Annotated in this window: 20 protein-coding genes; all 20 read right to left on the bottom strand. The window is 52.8% G+C overall.

Annotated elements, in window-relative coordinates; genetic code table 11:
• Window positions 1-17: 17 nt before the first annotated feature.
• Window positions 18-314 (bottom strand): YlxQ family RNA-binding protein, encoded by a 297-nt coding sequence (locus NMQ00_RS09315; RefSeq protein ID WP_021067159.1) that lies wholly within the window; start codon window positions 312-314, stop codon window positions 18-20.
• Complete coding sequence (rnpM, locus tag NMQ00_RS09320; protein WP_165569410.1) at window positions 311-589, bottom strand: RNase P modulator RnpM; 279 nt, start codon at window positions 587-589, stop codon at window positions 311-313. Before rnpM ends, NMQ00_RS09315 begins: the two co-directional genes overlap by 4 nt.
• Window positions 586-1,752 (bottom strand): transcription termination factor NusA, encoded by a 1,167-nt coding sequence (nusA, locus tag NMQ00_RS09325; protein ID WP_034777276.1) that lies wholly within the window; start codon window positions 1,750-1,752, stop codon window positions 586-588. The genes rnpM and nusA overlap by 4 nt, the downstream gene beginning before the upstream one ends.
• 12 nt (window positions 1,753-1,764) lie before the next feature.
• Window positions 1,765-2,235: a ribosome maturation factor RimP gene (gene rimP / locus NMQ00_RS09330; RefSeq protein ID WP_034777274.1), complete on the bottom strand. Its 471-nt coding sequence runs from the start codon at window positions 2,233-2,235 to the stop codon at window positions 1,765-1,767.
• 119 nt (window positions 2,236-2,354) lie between these two features.
• Window positions 2,355-6,647 carry a PolC-type DNA polymerase III gene (locus tag NMQ00_RS09335; protein ID WP_255176480.1) on the bottom strand — a complete coding sequence of 1,431 codons (4,293 nt, stop codon included), beginning with the start codon at window positions 6,645-6,647 and terminating at the stop codon, window positions 2,355-2,357.
• Window positions 6,648-6,722: 75 nt separating this feature from the next.
• Window positions 6,723-8,423, bottom strand: a complete 1,701-nt coding sequence (locus NMQ00_RS09340) for a proline--tRNA ligase (protein WP_255176481.1) — start codon at window positions 8,421-8,423, stop codon at window positions 6,723-6,725.
• Between the two features lie 45 nt (window positions 8,424-8,468).
• Entirely contained in the window at window positions 8,469-9,719 is a 1,251-nt protein-coding gene (rseP, locus tag NMQ00_RS09345; RefSeq protein WP_255176482.1) for an RIP metalloprotease RseP, read from the bottom strand.
• Between the two features lie 16 nt (window positions 9,720-9,735).
• A complete protein-coding gene (gene dxr / locus NMQ00_RS09350; RefSeq protein WP_255176483.1) occupies window positions 9,736-10,881 on the bottom strand; it encodes a 1-deoxy-D-xylulose-5-phosphate reductoisomerase in 1,146 nt (381 codons plus the stop codon).
• A gap of 12 nt (window positions 10,882-10,893) precedes the next feature.
• A complete protein-coding gene (locus NMQ00_RS09355; RefSeq protein ID WP_255176484.1) occupies window positions 10,894-11,691 on the bottom strand; it encodes a phosphatidate cytidylyltransferase in 798 nt (265 codons plus the stop codon).
• 1 nt (window position 11,692) lies between these two features.
• Window positions 11,693-12,430, bottom strand: a complete 738-nt coding sequence (locus NMQ00_RS09360) for an undecaprenyl pyrophosphate synthase (RefSeq protein WP_255176485.1) — start codon at window positions 12,428-12,430, stop codon at window positions 11,693-11,695.
• 83 nt (window positions 12,431-12,513) lie between these two features.
• Complete coding sequence (gene frr / locus NMQ00_RS09365) at window positions 12,514-13,074, bottom strand: ribosome recycling factor (RefSeq protein ID WP_021067149.1); 561 nt, start codon at window positions 13,072-13,074, stop codon at window positions 12,514-12,516.
• Window positions 13,071-13,796 (bottom strand): UMP kinase, encoded by a 726-nt coding sequence (gene pyrH, locus NMQ00_RS09370; protein ID WP_034777246.1) that lies wholly within the window; start codon window positions 13,794-13,796, stop codon window positions 13,071-13,073. The genes frr and pyrH overlap by 4 nt, the downstream gene beginning before the upstream one ends.
• 108 nt (window positions 13,797-13,904) lie before the next feature.
• The gene (gene tsf / locus NMQ00_RS09375) at window positions 13,905-14,786 is read right to left on the bottom strand and encodes a translation elongation factor Ts (protein WP_255176486.1); all 882 of its coding nucleotides are present in this window, start codon (window positions 14,784-14,786) and stop codon (window positions 13,905-13,907) included.
• Between the two features lie 117 nt (window positions 14,787-14,903).
• The gene (gene rpsB, locus NMQ00_RS09380) at window positions 14,904-15,644 is read right to left on the bottom strand and encodes a 30S ribosomal protein S2 (protein ID WP_021067146.1); all 741 of its coding nucleotides are present in this window, start codon (window positions 15,642-15,644) and stop codon (window positions 14,904-14,906) included.
• A 152-nt stretch (window positions 15,645-15,796) separates the two neighbouring features.
• On the bottom strand, window positions 15,797-16,162 hold the full coding sequence (locus NMQ00_RS09385; protein ID WP_255176487.1) for a hypothetical protein: 366 nt from the start codon (window positions 16,160-16,162) through the stop codon (window positions 15,797-15,799).
• Window positions 16,163-16,175: 13 nt separating this feature from the next.
• Window positions 16,176-16,946 (bottom strand): FliA/WhiG family RNA polymerase sigma factor, encoded by a 771-nt coding sequence (locus tag NMQ00_RS09390; RefSeq protein WP_034777239.1) that lies wholly within the window; start codon window positions 16,944-16,946, stop codon window positions 16,176-16,178.
• A gap of 11 nt (window positions 16,947-16,957) precedes the next feature.
• On the bottom strand, window positions 16,958-17,443 hold the full coding sequence (locus NMQ00_RS09395; protein WP_255176488.1) for a chemotaxis protein CheD: 486 nt from the start codon (window positions 17,441-17,443) through the stop codon (window positions 16,958-16,960).
• Entirely contained in the window at window positions 17,436-18,035 is a 600-nt protein-coding gene (locus NMQ00_RS09400; RefSeq protein WP_255176489.1) for a chemotaxis protein CheC, read from the bottom strand. The genes NMQ00_RS09395 and NMQ00_RS09400 overlap by 8 nt, the downstream gene beginning before the upstream one ends.
• Window positions 18,025-18,456, bottom strand: a complete 432-nt coding sequence (locus NMQ00_RS09405) for a chemotaxis protein CheW (RefSeq protein ID WP_255176490.1) — start codon at window positions 18,454-18,456, stop codon at window positions 18,025-18,027. The genes NMQ00_RS09400 and NMQ00_RS09405 overlap by 11 nt, the downstream gene beginning before the upstream one ends.
• 12 nt (window positions 18,457-18,468) lie before the next feature.
• On the bottom strand, window positions 18,469-20,433 hold the full coding sequence (locus tag NMQ00_RS09410) for a chemotaxis protein CheA (RefSeq protein ID WP_255176491.1): 1,965 nt from the start codon (window positions 20,431-20,433) through the stop codon (window positions 18,469-18,471).
• Window positions 20,434-20,435: the final 2 nt, after the last annotated feature.

Here is a 20,435-nt window from a genome sequence, read left to right on the forward strand (position 1 = left end):
TCCACCTCCGTTAATAGTTAAGAGAGAAGTTGCTTAAGCTTGTTCGCAAATCCGGATTCTGTCACAGACACGACGACTCGCATGTCTTTACCTAAAGCAGCCCCGATCGTATATCGGTCGCTCACTTCAATCAATGGAACACCATACGATGTACATTTGTCGGTAACCCGTTTTCTCGTAGACGCTCCTGCATCTCCGGCAAGGATGACAAGCTTGGCTCGGCCAGCTCGCACATCCTTCAACACAAACTCTTCTCCCATCGTTACTTTCCTCGCCCGTGCGGCAAGGCCTAACAATGATTCCCACTGACTCATGATTCGGCTCCTGTCACAGCTTGCAACAGCTGCTCATAAAGCGCATCACTCGTCTTGACTTTTAAATGATGATCGAGTGTCCGTTTTTTCTCTGCCAAACGAATCACATCCGCATCTTTCGACAAATACGCCCCACGTCCGTTCAATTTACCAGACGTATCAATGACGACGTCGCCTTCCGGCGTCCGAACGACACGAATCAACGCTTGTTTCGGTAACATTTCTTGCGTGACCACACATTTGCGCAAAGGAAGTTTCTTTTGCTTCATGGTCATTCCTCTTCTTTCACCGTTGTCGGCTCGAGGGCGACGTCAACCGAGTCAGTCTGTTCCATTTCATTGTGAACAATTTCTGGCTCCGGTTCAACTTTTTCGGCGTACGTATCATACAAGTCCATACCTTCTGCATCCGTCTCGCTCTTGATATCAATTTTCCATCCCGTCAATTTCGCGGCAAGACGGGCGTTTTGACCGCGCTTCCCGATGGCGAGTGACAATTGATAGTCTGGCACGACGACCGTTGTCGATTTGTTCGGTTCGTTGACGTACACGTCAACGACTTGAGCCGGGCTGAGTGCGTTTTTCACGAACTCTTTCGGGTCGTTCGACCAACGAACGATATCGATTTTTTCGCCGTTGAGCTCGTCGACGATCGTTTGAACACGTTGCCCTTTCGGACCGACACAAGCGCCGACTGGATCGACGATGTCTGAATGGACGGCAATTTTCGAGCGATCGCCCGCTTCGCGTGAGACCGACATGACGTCGACCGTACCGCTCGCGATTTCTGGCACTTCGAGCTCGAACAAGCGACGCAATAGACCTGGATGCGTCCGCGAGACTTGGATGGCTGCGCCCGAACCTTTCGTCGTCGAATCGACTTTCGTCACATATACTTTGATGCGGTCATGAATCTGGTACGACTCATTTGGCATCTGCTCGTTCGGTGTGAGCACCGCTTCGATATTGTTTTCAAGACCGATATACAAGTTGCGTGGGTCGAATCGTTCCACAATCCCCGTCATGATCTCGTCTTCTTTATCGACGAAATGGTTATAAATCCGTTCGCGCTCGGCTTCCCGCATCTTTTGCGTGACGACTTGTTTGGCCGTCATCGCCGCGACGCGACCGAAGTCGCTCGGTGTGACTTCTTCTTTATGGAAATCTCCGAGCTCGTAGTTCGGGTCAATCTCATGCGCTTCTTCGAGCGACAATTGTTGCTCGGGATGCGAGAGACGTTCGACGACTTCGAGAAGTGCAAAGACACGAATATCACCAGTCACTTGGTCGAATTCAACTTTTACGTTTTCATTCGGGTTGGCGACGTTTCGGCGATATGCCGAAATGAGCGCCTGCTCAAGCGCATCGATGATAATCTCTTTCTCGATTCCTTTTTCGTTAGCAATCTGTTCGATTGTTGTGAGTAATTGTGGCCCCATCTTTACCTCTCCTTAACTAAACGTGACCGCTAGGCGGGCTTGTGCAATTTTGTCTACCGGTAGCGATATCGCTTTTTTTCTTGTCTTGATGCGCGTCTCGACGACGGCGGTCTCGCCGTCATATTCCGTCAAAATTCCTTCGAACTCTTTGGCACCTTCAATCGGGGCGAACGTCTTGATATAGACATTCTTTCCAATCGCGCGTTCAAAGTCGGTCGGCTTCTTCAGCGGTCGCTCGGCACCGGGACTCGAGACGTCAAGATAATAGGCTTGTTCGATCGGATCGCTATCGTTTAGTTTTTCCGAGAGTTGTTCGTTGATGTTGACGCAATCATCTAAATCGACGCCCCCCGGCTTGTCGATATAGACGCGCAAGAACCAGTCCGGCCCTTCTTTCACGAATTCGACATCGACCAATTCCATGTTCTCACGCTCCACGATCGGCAACGCGATCGCTTCGACGACTTCTGTTATTTTGGACACTCTCATCCCTCCTTCTGGCTTTTACATACAAGAAAGGAGTAGGGTTCCCTACTCCTTTCCGTCGTAGTATCCAACATTGTTCGATACCAATATATCATATTTTCCCGATTTTTCGCAACTTACACCCCAAAATCAAAGAACGAGAGTTGGTTCTCATCCGGTAGGCCTTCGAGACATTTCATCGTATCGAGCGTCTCGACAATCGTCTTCGACAACTTGGCCCGTTTGCGCAAGTCTTCTTTCGATAAGAACTGTCCTTCGGCACGTGCATCGACGATTGCTTTCGCCGCGTTCGTCCCGAGGCCATCGACCGCATTGAACGGCGGGATGAGCGTGTTCCCTTCAATCAAGAACTCGGTCGCGCTCGAACGATACAAATCGATGTTTTGGAACTTCATACCGCGCTCTAACATCTCGAGTGCAAGCTCGAGCACCGTGTGAAGCCCTTTGTCTTTCGCCGTGGCTTCAAATCCTTTTTCACGGATATCCGACATCGCTTTACGCACGGCCTGTGATCCTTTGATCATCGCCGACAAGTCGAAGTCGCCGGCCCGGACCGTGAAGTACGTCGCATAATACAAAATCGGATGATGGACTTTGAAGTAGGCGATGCGAACGGCCATGAGCACGTACGCCGTGGCGTGCGCTTTCGGGAACATGTATTTGATCTTCTTACAAGACGAGATGTACCATTCCGGGACATCGTTGGCCCGCATCTCCGTCTCCATGTCTTCCGACAAGCCTTTCCCTTTCCGTACCGACTCCATGATTTTGAAGGCGAATGACGGTTCAAGGCCGGCATAAATCAAGTAGACCATGATGTCATCACGACACCCGATGACGTCTTTCAGTTCACACGTCCCGTTATAGATGAGCTCGTTGGCGTTGCCGATCCAGACGTCTGTCCCGTGAGACAGTCCCGAGATTTGAACGAGCTCGGAGAATGTCGCCGGTTTCGTCTCTTCAAGCATCTGTCGGACGAATTTCGTCCCGAACTCTGGAATCCCTAGTGTTCCCGTCTTCGATTCGATTTGCTCCGGCGTGACACCGAGCACGTCCGGCGACGAAAAGATTTTCATGACCGTCGGATCGTCCGTCGGAATCGTCTTCGGGTCGATGCCGGACAAGTCTTGGAGCATGCGGATGGCAGTCGGGTCATCGTGCCCGAGGATATCGAGTTTGAGCAAGTTGTCGTGAATCGAGTGGAAGTCGAAATGGGTCGTCTTCCATTCGGACGACTTATCATCGGCCGGATACTGAATCGGCGAGATTTCGGCGATATCCATATAGTCCGGTACGACGATGATTCCCCCCGGGTGTTGCCCGGACGTTCGTTTGACGCCGGTGACACCCGAGACGAGCCGATCGACCTCGGCATTCCGATAAATCTTGTCGTTCTCGGTCGCATAACCTTTCACGTATCCGTACGCCGTCTTATCGGCGATCGTCCCGATCGTTCCGGCACGATACACATACTCTTCACCGAACAACACTTTCGTGTAGGCGTGCGCGTGCGGTTGATATTCACCCGAGAAGTTCAAGTCGATATCCGGGACTTTATCCCCTTTGAAGCCGAGGAACGTCTCGAACGGGATATCGTGACCGTCCTTCGTATACCACGTCCCGCACTCCGGACATTGTTTGTCCGGAAGGTCATACCCGGACCCGACCGATCCGTCGTTGAAGAAGTGAGAATGCTGGCACTTCGGACAGACGTAATGCGGCGGCAGCGGATTGACCTCGGTGATCTCAGTCATCGTCGCAACGAAACTCGACCCAACCGAACCACGCGACCCGACGAGATAGCCGTCGTCAAGCGATTTCTTAACGAGTTTATGCGAAATCAAATAGATGACCGCAAAGCCGTGACCGATAATCGACTTCAACTCTTTCTCGAGCCGAGCCTCGACGATTTCAGGCAACTCTTCGCCGTAGATTGAACGGGCCATGTCGTAACTCATGTTCCGGACCTCGTCGTCTGCGCCTTCAATCTTCGGGGTGTACAAGTCGTCCGGGATGATTTGGATCGACTCGATTTGATCGGCGATCGCATTCGGGTTCGTGATGACGATTTCGCGAGCGAGGTCGTCACCGAGAAACTTGAATTCTTCCATCATCTCTTTCGTCGTCCGGAAATGGGCGTGTGGCAGTTCTTTCCGCGTATTGATGAAGTTGGCGCCACCTTGCGTCCGAATCAAAATCTCTCGGTACGAGCGGTCCGTCCGGTCAAGGTAGTGGACGTTGCCGGTCGCACATACCGGGAGACCGGCTTGACCGGCGACGCGAATGATCCGCTTGATGATTTCGCGCAACTCGAGCTCGTTGGCGACAATCTCTTTATCGATGAGATGCATATAGAGCGCCGGCGGGTGAATCTCGATGAAGTCGTAGAATGCCATCATCTTCTCAAGCTCGTCGTCGGACTTGTTGAGCGCGGCATCAAAAATCTCACCGTTGTCACAAGCCGAACCGATGAGGAGACCCTCACGCCGTTTGATAATCTCCGAACGTGGCATCCGTGCCATCCGGAACAAGTAATCGATGTGGGACAACGAGATCAACTCGTACAAGTGACGCAGTCCCGGCTTTTTCGTCTTCGCATAAATCGTCGCATGGAACGGACGAATCTTCGAGACGTCACTCCCGACTTTCGCGTTCAACGAGCGATGCGTCTGCATCTCAAACATCTGTTTGGCGAGTTCGAGCAGTTTCATGAGCAAGTACGCCGTCGCCTCGGCATCATAGATGGCCCGGTGATGCTGGGTCAACTCGATATCGAATCGTTTTGCGAGCGTGTTGAGACGGTGGTTCTTGAGCGTCGGCAAAATCGTCCGCGCGAGCTCGAGCGTATCGATGACCGGATAGTCATCCGGCTCGTGGCCCCCGCTTCGAAGCGTCGCTTCCAAGAAGCCCATATCGAACGAGGCGTTGTGGGCGACGAGAATGCCGTCCTCGCACCAGTCGACGAACTGCTTGGCGATGACTTCAGGGTCGGGCTGGCCATGGACCATGTCGTCCGTGATGCCCGTCAGTTCGATCGTCGTGGCCGAGAGCGGATGTTTCGGGTCCGCGAACGCCTCGAACCGATCGATGATCTCGCCGTCTTTGATTTTGACCCCGGCGAGCTCGATGATTTTGTTGTAGACCGCCGAAAGTCCGGTCGTCTCGACGTCGAAGACGACATATGTCGCATCGTCGAGCGGGACATCGGTCGGGTGATATGCGACCGGGACACCATCATTGACGACGTTCGCTTCGACACCATACAACACTTTGATATCATTTTTCTTCCCGGCATAATACGCCTCCGGGAACGACTGGACACCGGCGTGATCGGTGATGGAGATGGCGCGATGGCCCCATTTCGCCGCTCGGGCGACGAGCGCCGACACGTTCGTGACCGCGTCCATTTGACTCATCTGCGTATGAGCGTGCAGTTCGACGCGTTTTTCACCCGCCCATTCGTCACGGGCCGGCTCGACTTTCACTTCTTGCAGTTGCGATGCCATCATGCACAGTTCGCGCATGAAGCTGTCATCCTCGACCCGGCCGGCCGCTTGGATCCACATCCCTTTTTTGACGGCGCTGAGCATCCGATCATCGTCGTCATCGCGTGCGAACACTTTGACGATGAGTGAATCAGTATAGTCGGTCATCTTGAACGTGAACAGTTTCTTCCCGCTCTTCAGTTCTTTCCGTTCGGCCGAGAAGACGAGGCCACGGATGGCGACACGTCGTTCTTCTTCGATAATCGTCTTGATTGGGACGATCTCGTCCTTGATCAAGGCACCCATCCGGACCTCGGTGACCGGTTCATCGTTCGTCTCGGTCGCCTTCGCGAACTGCGCTGCGAGCGCGAGTTTCGCTTGTTCCAAATCTTCTTGCACGACTTGTTCACGGAGCGCCTGGTTCGCTTCTTCATTCTCCGAGAACAGTGCTTGGCATGGTTTCTTCATGAAGCCATAAGCGCTATAGAGCGCCTGGACTTCTTGGCACAGCTCTTTATCGACATAGTTCGCCTCAGGGGCCGAGCGTACCGGGATGAGCAATTTGTTCTGCTCAAAGCGCGGTGAGACCGATGCGAAATAACTGCGCATCGCACCCGACACTTGACTGAGTTCACTGACGATGCGCGGCCAATAGTCGATATAGTCCTGTTCGCCGCCGCCTGACGTCGTCGTGAAACGAGCGTATACCTCGTCGGCGAACGTCGCGTAACGGCTCTCGATCCGACTCATGAACAGTTGATACACTTCGTACGGCAACACCCGTTCCAGCTGGAAATAAAACGTCCACGTCCGGCGTTGCTTGTTGACGACAAGTCGTGTCAACTCCGCTCCGTCGAACTGATCCGTCTCGGTCGTGATGCCGAGGTCGGTCAAGAGCAATTGCATTTTTTGATTTGCTTCCACGGGTAAGAAGTCCCCCCTTTTATCATTCGATGTCGAAAAATGAAGGTGACGGCAAGAAACCGTCACCTTCATCGATCATTTTGCCTCGTTCAGTTGCGCCGTGATCACACGTGGCAACTCATCTACCGTTGTCTCAAGGACTTCGCCAGTGGCACGTACTTTCACTTCGACGATGCCTTCGTTCGCTTTTTTCCCGACATTTATGCGAATCGGGAGACCAATCAAGTCAGCATCGGCAAATTTGACGCCGGCCCGTTCTTTACGGTCATCATACAACACATCATACGTGGAAGACAGTTCAGCGTACAAGCGGTTCGCCAGTTCGAGCTGTGCCTCGTCTTTCGTGTTGATCGCAATTAGATGAACGTCGAACGGTGCGACACTCTTCGGCCAGACGATGCCGCGGTCGTCATGGTGCTGCTCGATGACAGCCGATAGCGTCCGCGAGACGCCGATGCCGTAGCAACCCATGATAAGCGGTTCAGCCCGACCTTCTTCATTCAAGAACGTCGCGCCCATCGCTTCTGAATAGCGCGTGCCGAGCTTGAACACTTGTCCGACTTCAATCCCGCGGGCGAAGCGCACCGGACCCGACTCGTCGGGTGCCATGTCGCCTTCGACGACGAACCGGAGATCGTGATACGTCAAATGCGACAAGTCGCGCTCAGCGTTGACGTGCTTGTAGTGCGTGTTCGCCTCGTTGGCACCACATACCGCGTCGACCAAATATTTGACGGCGTAGTCAGCCACGACTTTTACCGGGGCTTGGATCGGCCCGAGCGTACCTGGCTCACAGCCGAACAAGTCGATGATCGTCGCTTCGTCTTCCATTTGGATGTCGAGTCCGCCGAGGGCGTTCTTCACTTTGACATCGTTCGCTTCGTGATCACCGCGCACGATGGCCATGACCGTCTCCCCATCAACGTTGAAGAGAACCGACTTGATCGTCGTCTTCGTGTCGATGTTCAAGAAACGTGCCACGTCTTCAATCGTCTTATTGTCTTTCGTGTCGACCTTATCGAGAGCGAGGATTTCGGCCGCTTGCATGTCATAGCGGTCGAGCGTTTCTGCCATCTCGATATTAGCAGCGTAGTTCGACGTATCCGTGTAGACGATCGTATCCTCACCGATTTCGGCGAGCGCTTGGAACTCGTGCGTGTCTTTCCCGCCGATGGCACCCGAGTCCGCCACGACCGGACGATATTTCAAGCCGATGCGGTCGAAGATGTTAGAGTAGGCACGATACATGTTCTTGTACTCCTCGTCCAAATCGTCCTGTGTGGCGTGGAACGAATACGAGTCTTTCATCAAGAACTCACGGCCCCGGAGCAATCCGAAACGCGGACGGCGCTCGTCACGGTACTTCGTTTGAATCTGATACAAGTTGACCGGTAACTTTTTATACGAGTTAAGTTCATCGCGCACGATTGATGTGATGAGTTCCTCGTGCGTCGCACCGAGTGCGAAACGACGATCGTGACGATCCGTCAACCGCATGAGTTCAGGACCATAAATGCCCCAGCGGCCTGTCTCTTCCCATAGTTCGGCTGGTTGAATCGCTGGCATGAGCAATTCTTGGGCACCGGCCTGGTTCATCTCTTCGCGGATAATCGTTTGAATCTTTTGTAATACGCGGTGTCCGAGTGGAAGATATGAATAAATTCCAGCGGCATTTTGGCGCATAAAGCCCCCACGGACGAGAAGCTGATGGCTGACGGCTTCCGCGTCGGCCGGTACTTCTCGAAGTGTCGGCATGAACAGTCTCGATTGTTTCATAGGTATCAACGTTTCCCTTCTATAACCCGATTAGATCTTAATTTATTATTTAAAGAATGATTGGATATCATTCCAGGTGACAATCAACATGAGGAGCATGAGCAGAGCGAAACCGATAAAGTGGACGAAGCCTTCCTTTTTCGGATCGATCGGCCGTCCGCGCACCGCTTCGAACAAGAGGAAAATGAGTCGTCCCCCATCGAGTGCCGGGAGCGGCAACAAGTTGAAAATCGCCAAGTTGACGGATAGAAGTGCCGTCCAATTGAGGAGCATGATGAATCCGCTCGCCGCCACTTCGTCGGTCATGCGGACAATCCCGACTGGTCCGGCCAATTGATCAACGCCGACTTGTCCCGTCACCAAGTCACCGACCGCGGAAAAGATGAGCGTCGACATCGTCCACGTCGTCTCGGCCCCGGTCGTAAAGGCTTTCGTCGGTGAGCGCTCAAGTGCGTTCGTCACCCCTAAAATCCCGACGGTCTCGCCGTTTTGTTCGATTGCTTGAGGAGTGAGCGTCACTGTTTGTTCCGCGTCGTCCCGAATATACGTCACTTCGGTTGGCGTATCGGCCCGATCGGCCAATACGGTTCGAAGGTCGAGCCAATTATCGATTGATTGTCCCTCAATCGAGACGATTTCGTCACCCGCCATGAGACCCGCTTGATCGGCAGCCGAATCCGGCTGCACAGTCCCGATTTGGCCATCGTCCGTCGGTGTCCCTTGGACGAGGCCGACGATGACGAGCAAGATGAAGGCAAGGACGAAATTCATCGCCGGGCCGGCTGCAATCGCGAGCACACGTTTCCATACCGATTGAGCTCCGAACGTGCGATCGTACGGGGCAATTTGAATTTCCATGCCTTGGTCGACGAGGAGCGTGTCACGTTCAAGTGCATAGACACGAACCTCATCGTCGACGAGCAACTGGATTTTCAATTCACGAATCGAATCGAACTTGTCGACCGTCCCGACGACGTGCACGTCTTTTGCCTGATCCGGCTGGAAGTAGACACGATCGACCGTGCCGGCACTCGTCAGGCGCAAGCCTACGTGTTGACCAGCTTTCACTTCGATCGGTTCAAAATCTTCCCCGGCCATTTTGACATATCCACCGATTGGCAATAAGCGAATCGTATACAGCGTCTCATTCTTTCGGAACGAGAGGATTTTCGGCCCAAACCCGATTGCAAATTCATGACAGAGAATCCCTGCCCGTTTCGCCATGACGAGGTGTCCCCATTCATGCACCGAAATGAGTACCCCAAACATCAAAACGATGGCGATAAAAGTCGTCATTGTCTATTCCCCACCTTCACTTTCCTTGCTGAATTTGTTCTCGAACCGCTCGGTCGATTTGAAGGATCTCCTCGAGCGTCGGTTCTGCAATTACCGTATGTGTTTCCATCGCTTGTTCGACGATGCGTTCGATATCAAGGAAGGCGATCTCCCCGTTCAAGAACAGCTCGACGGCCGCCTCATTGGCCGCATTGAGCACCGTCGGCATCGAACCGCCAGCGCGACCGGCCTCATACGCGAGGCGTAACGCCGGATAACGCGTCAAGTCCGCTTCCGCGAAGTGAAGCGTTCCGATTTCTCTCAAGTTTAACCGCTTGTTCCCGTCGATTTCAAGACGTTTCGGGGCCGCGAGCGCATAGAGGATCGGTCCTCGCATATCCGGATTGCCAAGCTGCGCCATGACGGCGGCATCTTTGAATTCGACCATCGAATGAATGATCGATTCGCGATGAAGCACCACTTCAATATCATTATAATCGATATCGAACAACCAGTGCGCTTCGATGACTTCAAGTCCTTTGTTGAACATCGTCGCCGAATCGATCGTGATTTTCGCGCCCATCGACCAATTCGGATGCGCGAGCGCCTCCGCGACGGTCACGCCTTCTAATTCATCACGCGACTTGTCACGGAAACTCCCGCCCGATGCCGTCAAAATGATTTTTGAGACATCTTCTCGGCGCTCGCCGTTCAAGCATTGATAGATGGCCGAATGTTCACTGTCGACCGGAAGCAGGCTGACCCCATGCTTCTTGACGGCTGCGGTGACGAGATGACCCGCCGTGACGAGCGTCTCCTTGTTTGCCAAGGCGATATCTTTCCCCGCCTCGATGGCAGCGAGTGTCGGCTCGAGACCGACAGCCCCGACGACAGCCGTGACGACGATGTCGGCCCGCTCTGCGGTCGCACATTCGATCAACCCTTCAAGTCCGATAAAAAAGAGTGGTTCGTATGTAAGTCGTGGCTTGAGCTGTTCGAGCACTTCGATGTCTTTGGCGGACACGTATTTCGGCCGCAGGCGGTTGATCCATTCCTCGGCCACATCTACATTCGTTCCGAAGGCATAGGCCTCAAGTTCAAACAAGTCGGGGTGCTGTTCGATGACGTCACATGTCTGTACGCCAATCGATCCAGTCGCCCCGATTAAGCTGATTCGCTTCATCTTGACACTCCTTTATAACAAATTAAATACCCAGATGACCGTGAATACCGCGATCATACTATCAAACCGGTCCAAAATACCACCGTGTCCCGGCAACAGATGACCCGAATCTTTTACGTTGAATTGACGTTTATACGCTGATTGCACCAGGTCTCCGAGTTGGCCGACGACTGAAACGACGACCGCGAGTACCAATACTTCGAGAATCGGCAACACCGGTTCGATGAGCACATAGACAAGGCCGACGACGACCGCGGAAATGATTCCGCCGACCGCCCCTTCAATTGTCTTGTTCGGACTGATCGACGGCCAAAGTTTTGTTTTTCCGATCGCTTTCCCCGTGAAATAGGCACCCGAATCGGTCGCCCAAATCATGAAGAGGACGAGCAGCACTTTGACGAGCCCGTCTTCTGACAAGCGGACGAGTGCGAAACTCGAGAAACCGATGACAAGATAGACGGCGGATACGAAATAAAAGCTCGCATCTTCATACGTAAAGCGGTTTTTCGTGACGACCGTCCAAAACAGGAGGAGTATCAAACCGAGCACCATCCATTGATTCGTCGACATCGGCAACTCGCCCATGACAAGCTGCCGCTCGAGCAACATCAACACGAACGGGAACGCCACAAGGAGCGACGTCACGAGGAACGGGAATGCCATCAACTTGTGGTTGCGCATCATCGTGAATTCGCTCAGTCCAATCAAGGCGAGCACCCCCATCAAAATGACGAACGGACTGCCGCCAAGGGCGATCAAGCTGACAAAAATGGCACCGGCCCAAAGGCCGGTAATAATTCGAGTCTTCATGTCACACCCCACCAAACCGGCGTGTCCGCGCGTTATACGCCTCGATCGCCTCGACGAAGTGGTCCCGTTTGAACTCCGGCCATAGCACGTCCGTGAAATGCAGTTCGGCATATGCCCCTTGCCAAAGCAAGAAGTTCGACAGGCGCTGTTCACCGCTCGTCCGGATAATCAAATCGACATCTTGCATGTTTGTCATCAGACGCTGTCCAATCATGGCGTCGTCGATGTCGTCAGGTCTTATTTTCCCTGCGGCTACATCGCTGGCGATCAATCGCATCGCTCGCACGAGCTCATCGCGCCCGCCGTAGTTCAAGGCGAAGACGAGATCTAACCCCGTGTTCGTCGCCGTACGCGTACGGGCTTCATCGACTGCCTCCCGCGTGCCACGTGGCAGTTTTGACACATCACCTGCGACAAGGACACGAACGTTCTGTTCGTCCAGTTCTTTTAAATCGGTCTCCAGAAATTGTTTTGGCAATTTCATCAAGAAGTTGACTTCTTCTTCTGGACGGGTCCAGTTCTCTGTCGAGAACGCATACAGCGTCAACGAACGGATTCCGAGTTCTTGGGCGGTGCGAACCGCTTCTCGGACCGATTTCATCCCTTCCCGGTGACCCATGATGCGAGGGAGTCCACGCTTCTTCGCCCAACGGCCGTTGCCGTCCATGATGATGGCGACGTGTTCGGGGATGCTCAGTTCCGCCTCGGTCTTCGTTTTAGGATTCACCCATTTAAACATACTCTATCCTCCTGATTGTATGAAAGAGGGACCCTCTCAGTAAAAGGGTCCCCACACAGCTTTTTGGTATACCACTTCCGTGATTACACTTCCATGATTTCTTTTTCTTTCGTCGCTGCAGATTCATCAATCTTTTTGATATACGAATCCGTTAACGATTGAACGTCGTCCGCGTAACCGCGAAGGTCGTCCTCTGTCAAGTCCCCATCTTTTTCAAGCTTCTTCAAGTTTTCGTTTGCGTCACGACGAACGTTACGGACAGCGACTTTCGCTTCTTCCGCATATTTCTTCGTCACTTTCACGAGCTCTTTCCGGCGCTCTTCTGTCAAAGCAGGGATGGCGAGACGAATGACGGTCCCGTCCGACGACGGCGAGAGGCCGAGATCGGCTTTTTGAATCGCTTTTTCAACGTCAGACACCATCGACTTGTCCCATGGTTGAATCAAGAGAAGGCGTGCTTCCGGTGTATTGATGTTCGCTACTTGATTGAGCGGTGTCGGTACCCCGTAGTAATCAACTTGAACCGGGTCCAAAATTGACGCGCTCGCACGTCCTGTACGAAGTGTCCCGAAGTCACGTTTCAAGGCGGAATGGGCTTTCTCCATCTTTTCTTCAGCAGTTTTCAATACGTCATTTACACTCATGAATTGATTCCTCCTACTACCGTCCCGATATGTTCCCCGAGTACGACACGTTTGATGTTTCCTTCTTCAAGCAATGAGAATACAATCAGTGGGATATGGTTGTCCATACATAGTGACGTGGCTGTCGAATCCATGACTTGGAGACCGTCCTTTAAGACGTCCAAGTACGTGAGCGTGTCGTATTTGACTGCATCCGGAACGAGTTTCGGATCGGCCGAATAGACGCCGTCGACGTTGTTTTTCCCCATCAAGATCACATCAGCTTCAATCTCCGCTGCGCGGAGTGCCGCTGTCGTGTCTGTCGAGAAGTACGGGTTCCCCGTCCCTGCCGCAAAGATAACGACACGACCTTTTTCAAGGTGGCGCATTGCCCGGCGACGGATATACGGTTCAGCCACTTGGCGCATTTCGATTGAGGTTTGGACGCGTGTTTGGACACCGTTCGTTTCAAGGCTATCTTGTAGCGCGAGCGAGTTCAATACCGTGGCGAGCATGCCCATGTAATCCGCATTCGCACGGTCCATACCGAGCTCGCTACCGGTCTTGCCGCGCCAGATGTTTCCGGCGCCGACGACGACGGCTACTTCGACGCCCATGGCGACCAATTCTTTAATTTGCCCAGAGATCGAATTGACGATGGCCGGGTCAATCCCGTACCCTTGATCTCCTGCGAGCGCTTCCCCACTCAATTTTAACACAATTCGCTTATATTTCGGTTCCATACTTTGCCTCCTCTTGCTTGAAAAAAGGGAACACGCTCCCTTAACGAACTAACTCAAGGTTATACAGACGTGTTCCCAATTTTGATTGCACCATGTGAATGATGCAGATTATTTTTTAAGTTGGTTCATTACTTCTTCAGCAAAGTTTTCTTCGCGTTTTTCCATACCTTCTCCAACTTCGAAACGTACGAATGAGTTGATACGGCCGCCTTTAGACTCTACGTATTTCCCAACTTTGAAGTCAGCGTCTTTAACGAATGTTTGGTCGACGAGGCAGATTTCCTCGAAGTACTTGTTCATACGTCCAGCAATCATCTTCTCGACGATGTTGGCAGGCTTGCCTTCGTTGAGGGCTTGCTCAGTCAAGACTTTCTTCTCACGATCTGCTTCTTCAGCCGATACTTCGTCGCGTGTCGCGTAAAGTGGGCGTGCTGCTGCTACGTGCATGGCAACGTCTTTCGCAACTGTTTCGTCCGTTGTACCGTCGATGACGACGATCGAACCGATGCGTCCGCCCATGTGGAGGTATGTGCCAAAGACTGCGTCATCAGCTTTTTGAAGGACAGCGATGCGACGGAGTGAGATTTTCTCTCCGATTGTCGAAGCTTCTTCTTGGATGTGTGTCTCAAGTGTTTTACCTGCTACGAATTCAGAAGCGAGTGCTGCTTCGACTGAAGTCGCGCCTGAAGTGAGAACTGCTTTCGCTACGTCTGAAACGAGTGTTTGGAACTTCTCGTTTTTCGCAACGAAGTCTGTTTCTGAGTTGACTTCGACGAGTGTAGCTTTGTTGCCGTCAACCGCTACTGCCGTCAAACCTTCTGCTGCGATACGGTCGCCTTTAGCTGCTGCTTTAGCGATCCCTTTTTCACGAAGGAAGTCGACTGCCGCTTGCATGTCACCGTTTGTTTCAGTGAGTGCTTTTTTGCAATCGAGCATACCTGCGCCTGTTTTTTCACGAAGTTCTTTTACCATTGCTGCTGTAACTGCCATCGGAAATTCCTCCTTGTAAAACTTACGAATTTTTAAGAAAAAGCACTAAGGCTTTATATACGTGTCCTAAAAAAAGGTGATAAAAGGCTTTCCCTTTATCACCTGTTGTCTGACCGATTACTCAGCTTCTGTCGCTTCAGCTTCTGGAGCTACTGCTTCTTCAGCTACTTCTTCTTCGCCTTGCTTCGCTTCGATGATCGCATCTGCCATCTTAGAAGTGAGCAATTTAACCGCACGAATCGCATCGTCGTTCGCTGGGATGACGTAGTCGATTTCGTCTGGGTCACAGTTTGTGTCGACAATCGCAACGATTGGGATGTTCAATTTGTGAGCTTCTGCAATCGCAATACGCTCTTTACGTGGGTCAACGATGAAGAGAGCATCAGGAACACCTGGCATGTCCTTGATTCCGCCGAGGAACTTCTCAAGACGTGTCATTTCTTTTTTCAAGATGATGACTTCTTTCTTAGGAAGTACTTCGAACGTACCGTCAGCTTCCATTTTCTCAAGCTGCTTCAAGCGGTTGATACGCTTTTTGATTGTTGAGAAGTTAGTGAGTGTTCCACCCAACCAACGCTCGTTGATGAAGTACATACCTGAACGGAGTGCTTCTTCTTTGATTGTATCTTGAGCTTGTTTTTTCGTACCTACGAAGAGGACGTTTCCGCCTTCTGCCGCGAGTTCACGAACGAAGTTGTACGCTTCGTCTACTTTTTTGACCGTTTTTTGAAGGTCGATGATGTAGATGCCGTTACGCTCCGTGAAGATGTATTTCGCCATTTTTGGGTTCCAACGGCGTGTCTGGTGACCGAAGTGTACACCAGCTTCGAGCAATTGCTTCATTGAAATTACTGCCATGATAAATTTCCTCCTTGTGGTTTAAAAAAGTCCTCCGCCTCGTTCATCGTTGTATTCCGACCTTTCGGCACCGAGGAATACCATCCCGAGACGTGTGTGATGTGTTTAACACCAAAAAATACTATAGCATATGTCCGTCAATCCGGCAACTCTCACTTTTTGCGAAGTTTGGCGTATAAGGCGACTTCCCCTTCGCCTTTTCCGAGCAGTCGGGCCGTCTCCCGGACCGAGTGGTGCAGTAACACATCCTCGACGTGCGGGGCTGATTGCGTTTCATCGTCCGAGCGCTCTCGATCAAGCTCTGCATGGACCGCCTGCGCATCAGCCACCTCCTCTAAGGACAATGGATGTTTCACGACATCGTTCATCGATTCCATGAACGACAACAGCAGGGCCTCGGTCTCACGCTTCTCGTGCTCGAGTTGCGTGACACGAGCGGTCAACGCCTGGACTTGACGAAATAAAATCAGCAACCCGTAAGCAACGATACACGCGATTGCGATATATACAACGGTCATCTCCATCCCTCCTTCACGATGTCTTCTCTTCTAAATACGAACGTCCAAGTGCGAGTTTCAACGTCTTCAACGCCTTAGAATGGATTTGGGAGATACGTGACGTCGATAGTTCTAACACTTCGCCAATCTCGGTCAACGTCAACTCGTCAAAATAAAATAACGAGACGACGAGACGTTCTTTTTCGGATAAGTGCTCGATTTCGGTCGTCAGCACATCGAGCAGCTCGCGCTGCAAGAGCGTATCTTCCGGTTTCTCGGAGTCAGGGTCGAAATATGTGACGGACATGACCTTGCCTTCTTCTTGAAGCGTCACCGCCTCATCGATCGACAACATGTTCGCGAAATACCCTTCCGCCATCGCCTTCTCGATTTCCGACACCGGTAGTTCGCAGGCGCTCGCGAGTTCTTCTTTCGTCGGGGCCCGGTGCAGCTTCTGTTCGAGCTGCTCGGCGATGTGATCAATCTTCTTCACTCGTTCGCGCACCGAACGCGGTAACCAATCGATTTTCCGTAGCCCATCGATGATGGCGCCGCGGATTCGAAACGCCGCGTACGTGTCAAACTTGTTGTTGTGTTCTGGATCATATTTCATGAGGGCATCGTACAATCCCATGTAACCCAAACTTTTCAATTCGTCGCGTTCGACGCTCTTTGGGAGCGTCACGATCATTCGTTGCACGTGATAATGGATGAGGAACTCATAGTGCGCCAATAGTTCATTCGCTGTATCCATATCGCGGTCAGTGTTCCAACGATCCCACAACTCGGTAAGCTGAGTCGTCATGTCGATCCCCCCTAGATTTCCTTAGTTCCTACGCTGACCGTTCGAATCGACAGGACGCAAGTCGCCACATCAAATTCGATCGTCCGTCCGTTATGCCCGCCGCAGTCTTCTGCGATGAGCGGGATACGGTGCGCTTTTAAAGCGTTGCGCACGGCTTCGGCATTCCGTTCACCGATCCGCATCGCCTCATTCTCATACTTGAATTGAAACATTTGGGCGCCGCCGGCCATCTTCGCTTGAAGCCGACCCGCTCCGGCCCGTTTCAACGAAGCGACGAGCGCTTCGATGGCCGTATCCGCATATTTTCCTACTTCAACCGTTTGATGTTTCCGGGCAATTGCCGAATCCGGCAGCATGACATGGGCCATCGCCGCGACTTGGAGCCGGACATCATACAAGATGACACCAACGCACGAACCGAGTCCTGCCGTTCGCAACTTATTCGGCGCCGTCGTCTGCTTCCATTCCGCGATGCCGATTTTAAGGACTTCAGCCATGGCCGATCAACCGCTGTTTAATCCGTTCGAGCGATCCATGCGTCGGTAGGAACAACACATGTCCGGCACTTACTTTCTCGTCGATGCGGAACGTCGTATCGATATAGAGTGCCGCATCTTCCTCGGGTTGGACCGACGTGACGACAAACTCGACGATCGAACCGGCCATATCGACCGCTGTCGCCGGGACTTGAATCGTGATTGGCGTATCGAGCCAATCTCCAAGCGCACGGGCGTACGCGCCGCTCATGATGTTTCCGATCTCTTCCCAGGCTGACTGTCCGAGCTCATCCGCCGTTTGGAACGAGAACGTGCCTCCGATGAGTGATGCGACCATCCGTTCAGCATCATCGACGGGAAACAAGATGAGAATCATGCCGTTGATGTCACCGCCGAGTTCTAACAAAACGGACGCGACGTGACGTTCCGGCCCACCGACTCGTTCCGGTAAATACGTGATCGGTTCCATCTCCGCTGAGGAGACGGTGATGCTGACCGGTTTGGCCAAGAGCGTCGACAACGCCGTCGCGGCATGGCCCGAACCGATATTACCGAGTTCTTTCAATAAATCTTGCTCGAACTCACTCAGCATGCTGTTCCTCGAACAATGCGTTAGCATCGAGCAGCGAGAACAATTTATCTTCGCCTTTGGCAATCGCCGTCAAGTGAGCCGACAACATGTCCCGACTCGACTCCGGGATCGGCTCGATGCGAACGTCCTCACTTTCCACGACCTCGTTGGCCCGGTCGACGATAAATCCGGCATCGCCTTGATTGAGCGAAGCGATCAAAATCCGTGTCTCTTCGGTCGGTTCGACCGCATCATAACCGAGACGGAGCCGAAGGTCGATGACCGGTGTGACGACACCGCGCAGATTGATGACGCCTTTGACGTGAGCTGGCGCGTTCGGGACGCGTGTGACCGGTTGTACTCGTTCAATCGAGCGGACCGACTGGACGTCGATCCCGTATGTGTTCGATCCCAATGAAAAGACTACCCATTTTTGTTCCATTCTTCTTCCTCCTTAGAACAGATCGTTGCTGTCGACAATCAAGGCGACACGCCCGTCTCCGAGTATCGTCGCACCAGAGATGGCCGGGATGCCCTCGAGGTATGTTCCGAGTGGCTTCATGACGATCTCTTGTTGGCCAATCAAATCGTTGACGACCACACCGACGAGTTTATTTCCTTTGCGGACGACGACGACCGGGAATTGCGTCTTCGTTTCCGTTTCGATCGCGAACATTTCTTTCAAGTAAACGAGCGGGACGAGCTGACCTCTGAAGTCGAAGACACGTTCACGATGGGCCGTCAAAATATCGGCCTCGTCGAGGAGCGTCGTCTCGAGAATCGATGACAACGGGACAGCGTACGTTTCCTCACCGACTTGAACGAGCATCGCTGAGATGATCGACAGCGTGAGCGGTAAGCTGACTTGGAATTTCGTCCCTTGTCCGACGACCGTTTCGAGCGTGACGACCCCACCGAGTGATTCGATCTTGTTTTTGACGACGTCTAGACCGACGCCGCGACCAGACAAATCGGTGACGACCTCTGCCGTCGAGAATCCAGGTGCGAAGATGAGCATGGCCACTTCGTTGTCCGTCATCGTCGTCGCCTCTTCAGGCGTGATGACACCACGCTCGAGCGCTTTCGAACGAACCTTGTCGACGTTGATTCCTGCCCCGTCATCCTCGATCTCGATGAAGACGCGGTTGCCACCATGATAAGCGCGAAGCGCGAGTCGACCTTGCTCCGGCTTTCCGGCTGCGACGCGTACTTCCGGCAACTCGATGCCGTGGTCGATGGCGTTTCGAATCAAGTGGACGAGCGGGTCGCCAATCTCATCGATGACCGTCCGATCAAGCTCGGTCTCGGCACCGGTGATGTCGAGTTGGACTTTTTTATGAATATCTTTCGCGACCGAACGCACCATGCGCGGGAAGCGGTTGAACACTTGCTCGATTGGCATCATGCGGAGTGTCAGGACGAGCGATTGAAGTTCATTCGTGCCACGCTTGATTTTCTCGACCGTCTCGTTCAGTTCTGGCTGACCGACTTCATCGGCGAGCCGTTCGAGACGACCGCGATCGATGATGAACTCTTCAAACAAGTTCATCAGACGATCGATTCGCTCTAAGTTGACTCGAATCGTCTTCGCTTGCGCGACGGCCTGTTCTTTCGGTTCCTCCGTCTCCACCGCTTTCGGTTTCACTTCAGCCACGGCGGCACTGACGGCAACTTCCGGCGCACCGGTTGCCGCACTCATGTATGGTGTCACGTGGACGTGCTCGACTTCCGACACTTGGGACACGGCATGTTCAATCACGTCCGCCGCCTCTTGTGTCACGAACAAGACGTCAAATGAGAGGTCGAACTGTTCTTGCTCGATCGCTTCGGTCTCAGGAACCGTACGGACGACTTCGCCGAGCTCCTGGAGGCGGTCGAACACCATGTAGGCGCGCGCCGCTTTCAAGACGACGGCATCCGATAGCTTCACGTGAAGTTGAAACGCCTCAAAGCCCGTCTCTTTTGCTTGTGTGATGACCGAATCGGTATAAAGGTCGGCTGTGAAGACCGTCGCCTCGACCGTCTCGACTGTTTGCGGAGTGCTACCGATGAATGACTGGAACGCAGACACTGTCGCCGCGACTTCAACGTTTGCACCTCTTCCCCCCGTCTCGATATCCGCGATCATCTCTTCGATTTGTTCCATCGCCGAGAACATCGTGTCGAGCAACAGTTGGTTGCTCTCTTTCTTTCCGGCTCGAACCAAGTCGAGCGCGCTCTCCATCTCATGCGTCAAGTTGGCCACGCTCTCGTAGCCCATCGTCGCCGACATCCCTTTGAGCGTATGTGCGGAGCGGAAAATCTCTTGAATCGCTTCCTGGCTTCCCGTCTGTTCTAGTTTCAACAGCTGGGTGTTCACCGATTGGATATGTTCTTGCGACTCGTCTAAAAACAATCCTAAGTATTCGTTCACGTCCATCT

Source organism: Exiguobacterium aurantiacum (assembly GCF_024362205.1).
Lineage (GTDB): Bacteria > Bacillota > Bacilli > Exiguobacteriales > Exiguobacteriaceae > Exiguobacterium > Exiguobacterium aurantiacum_B.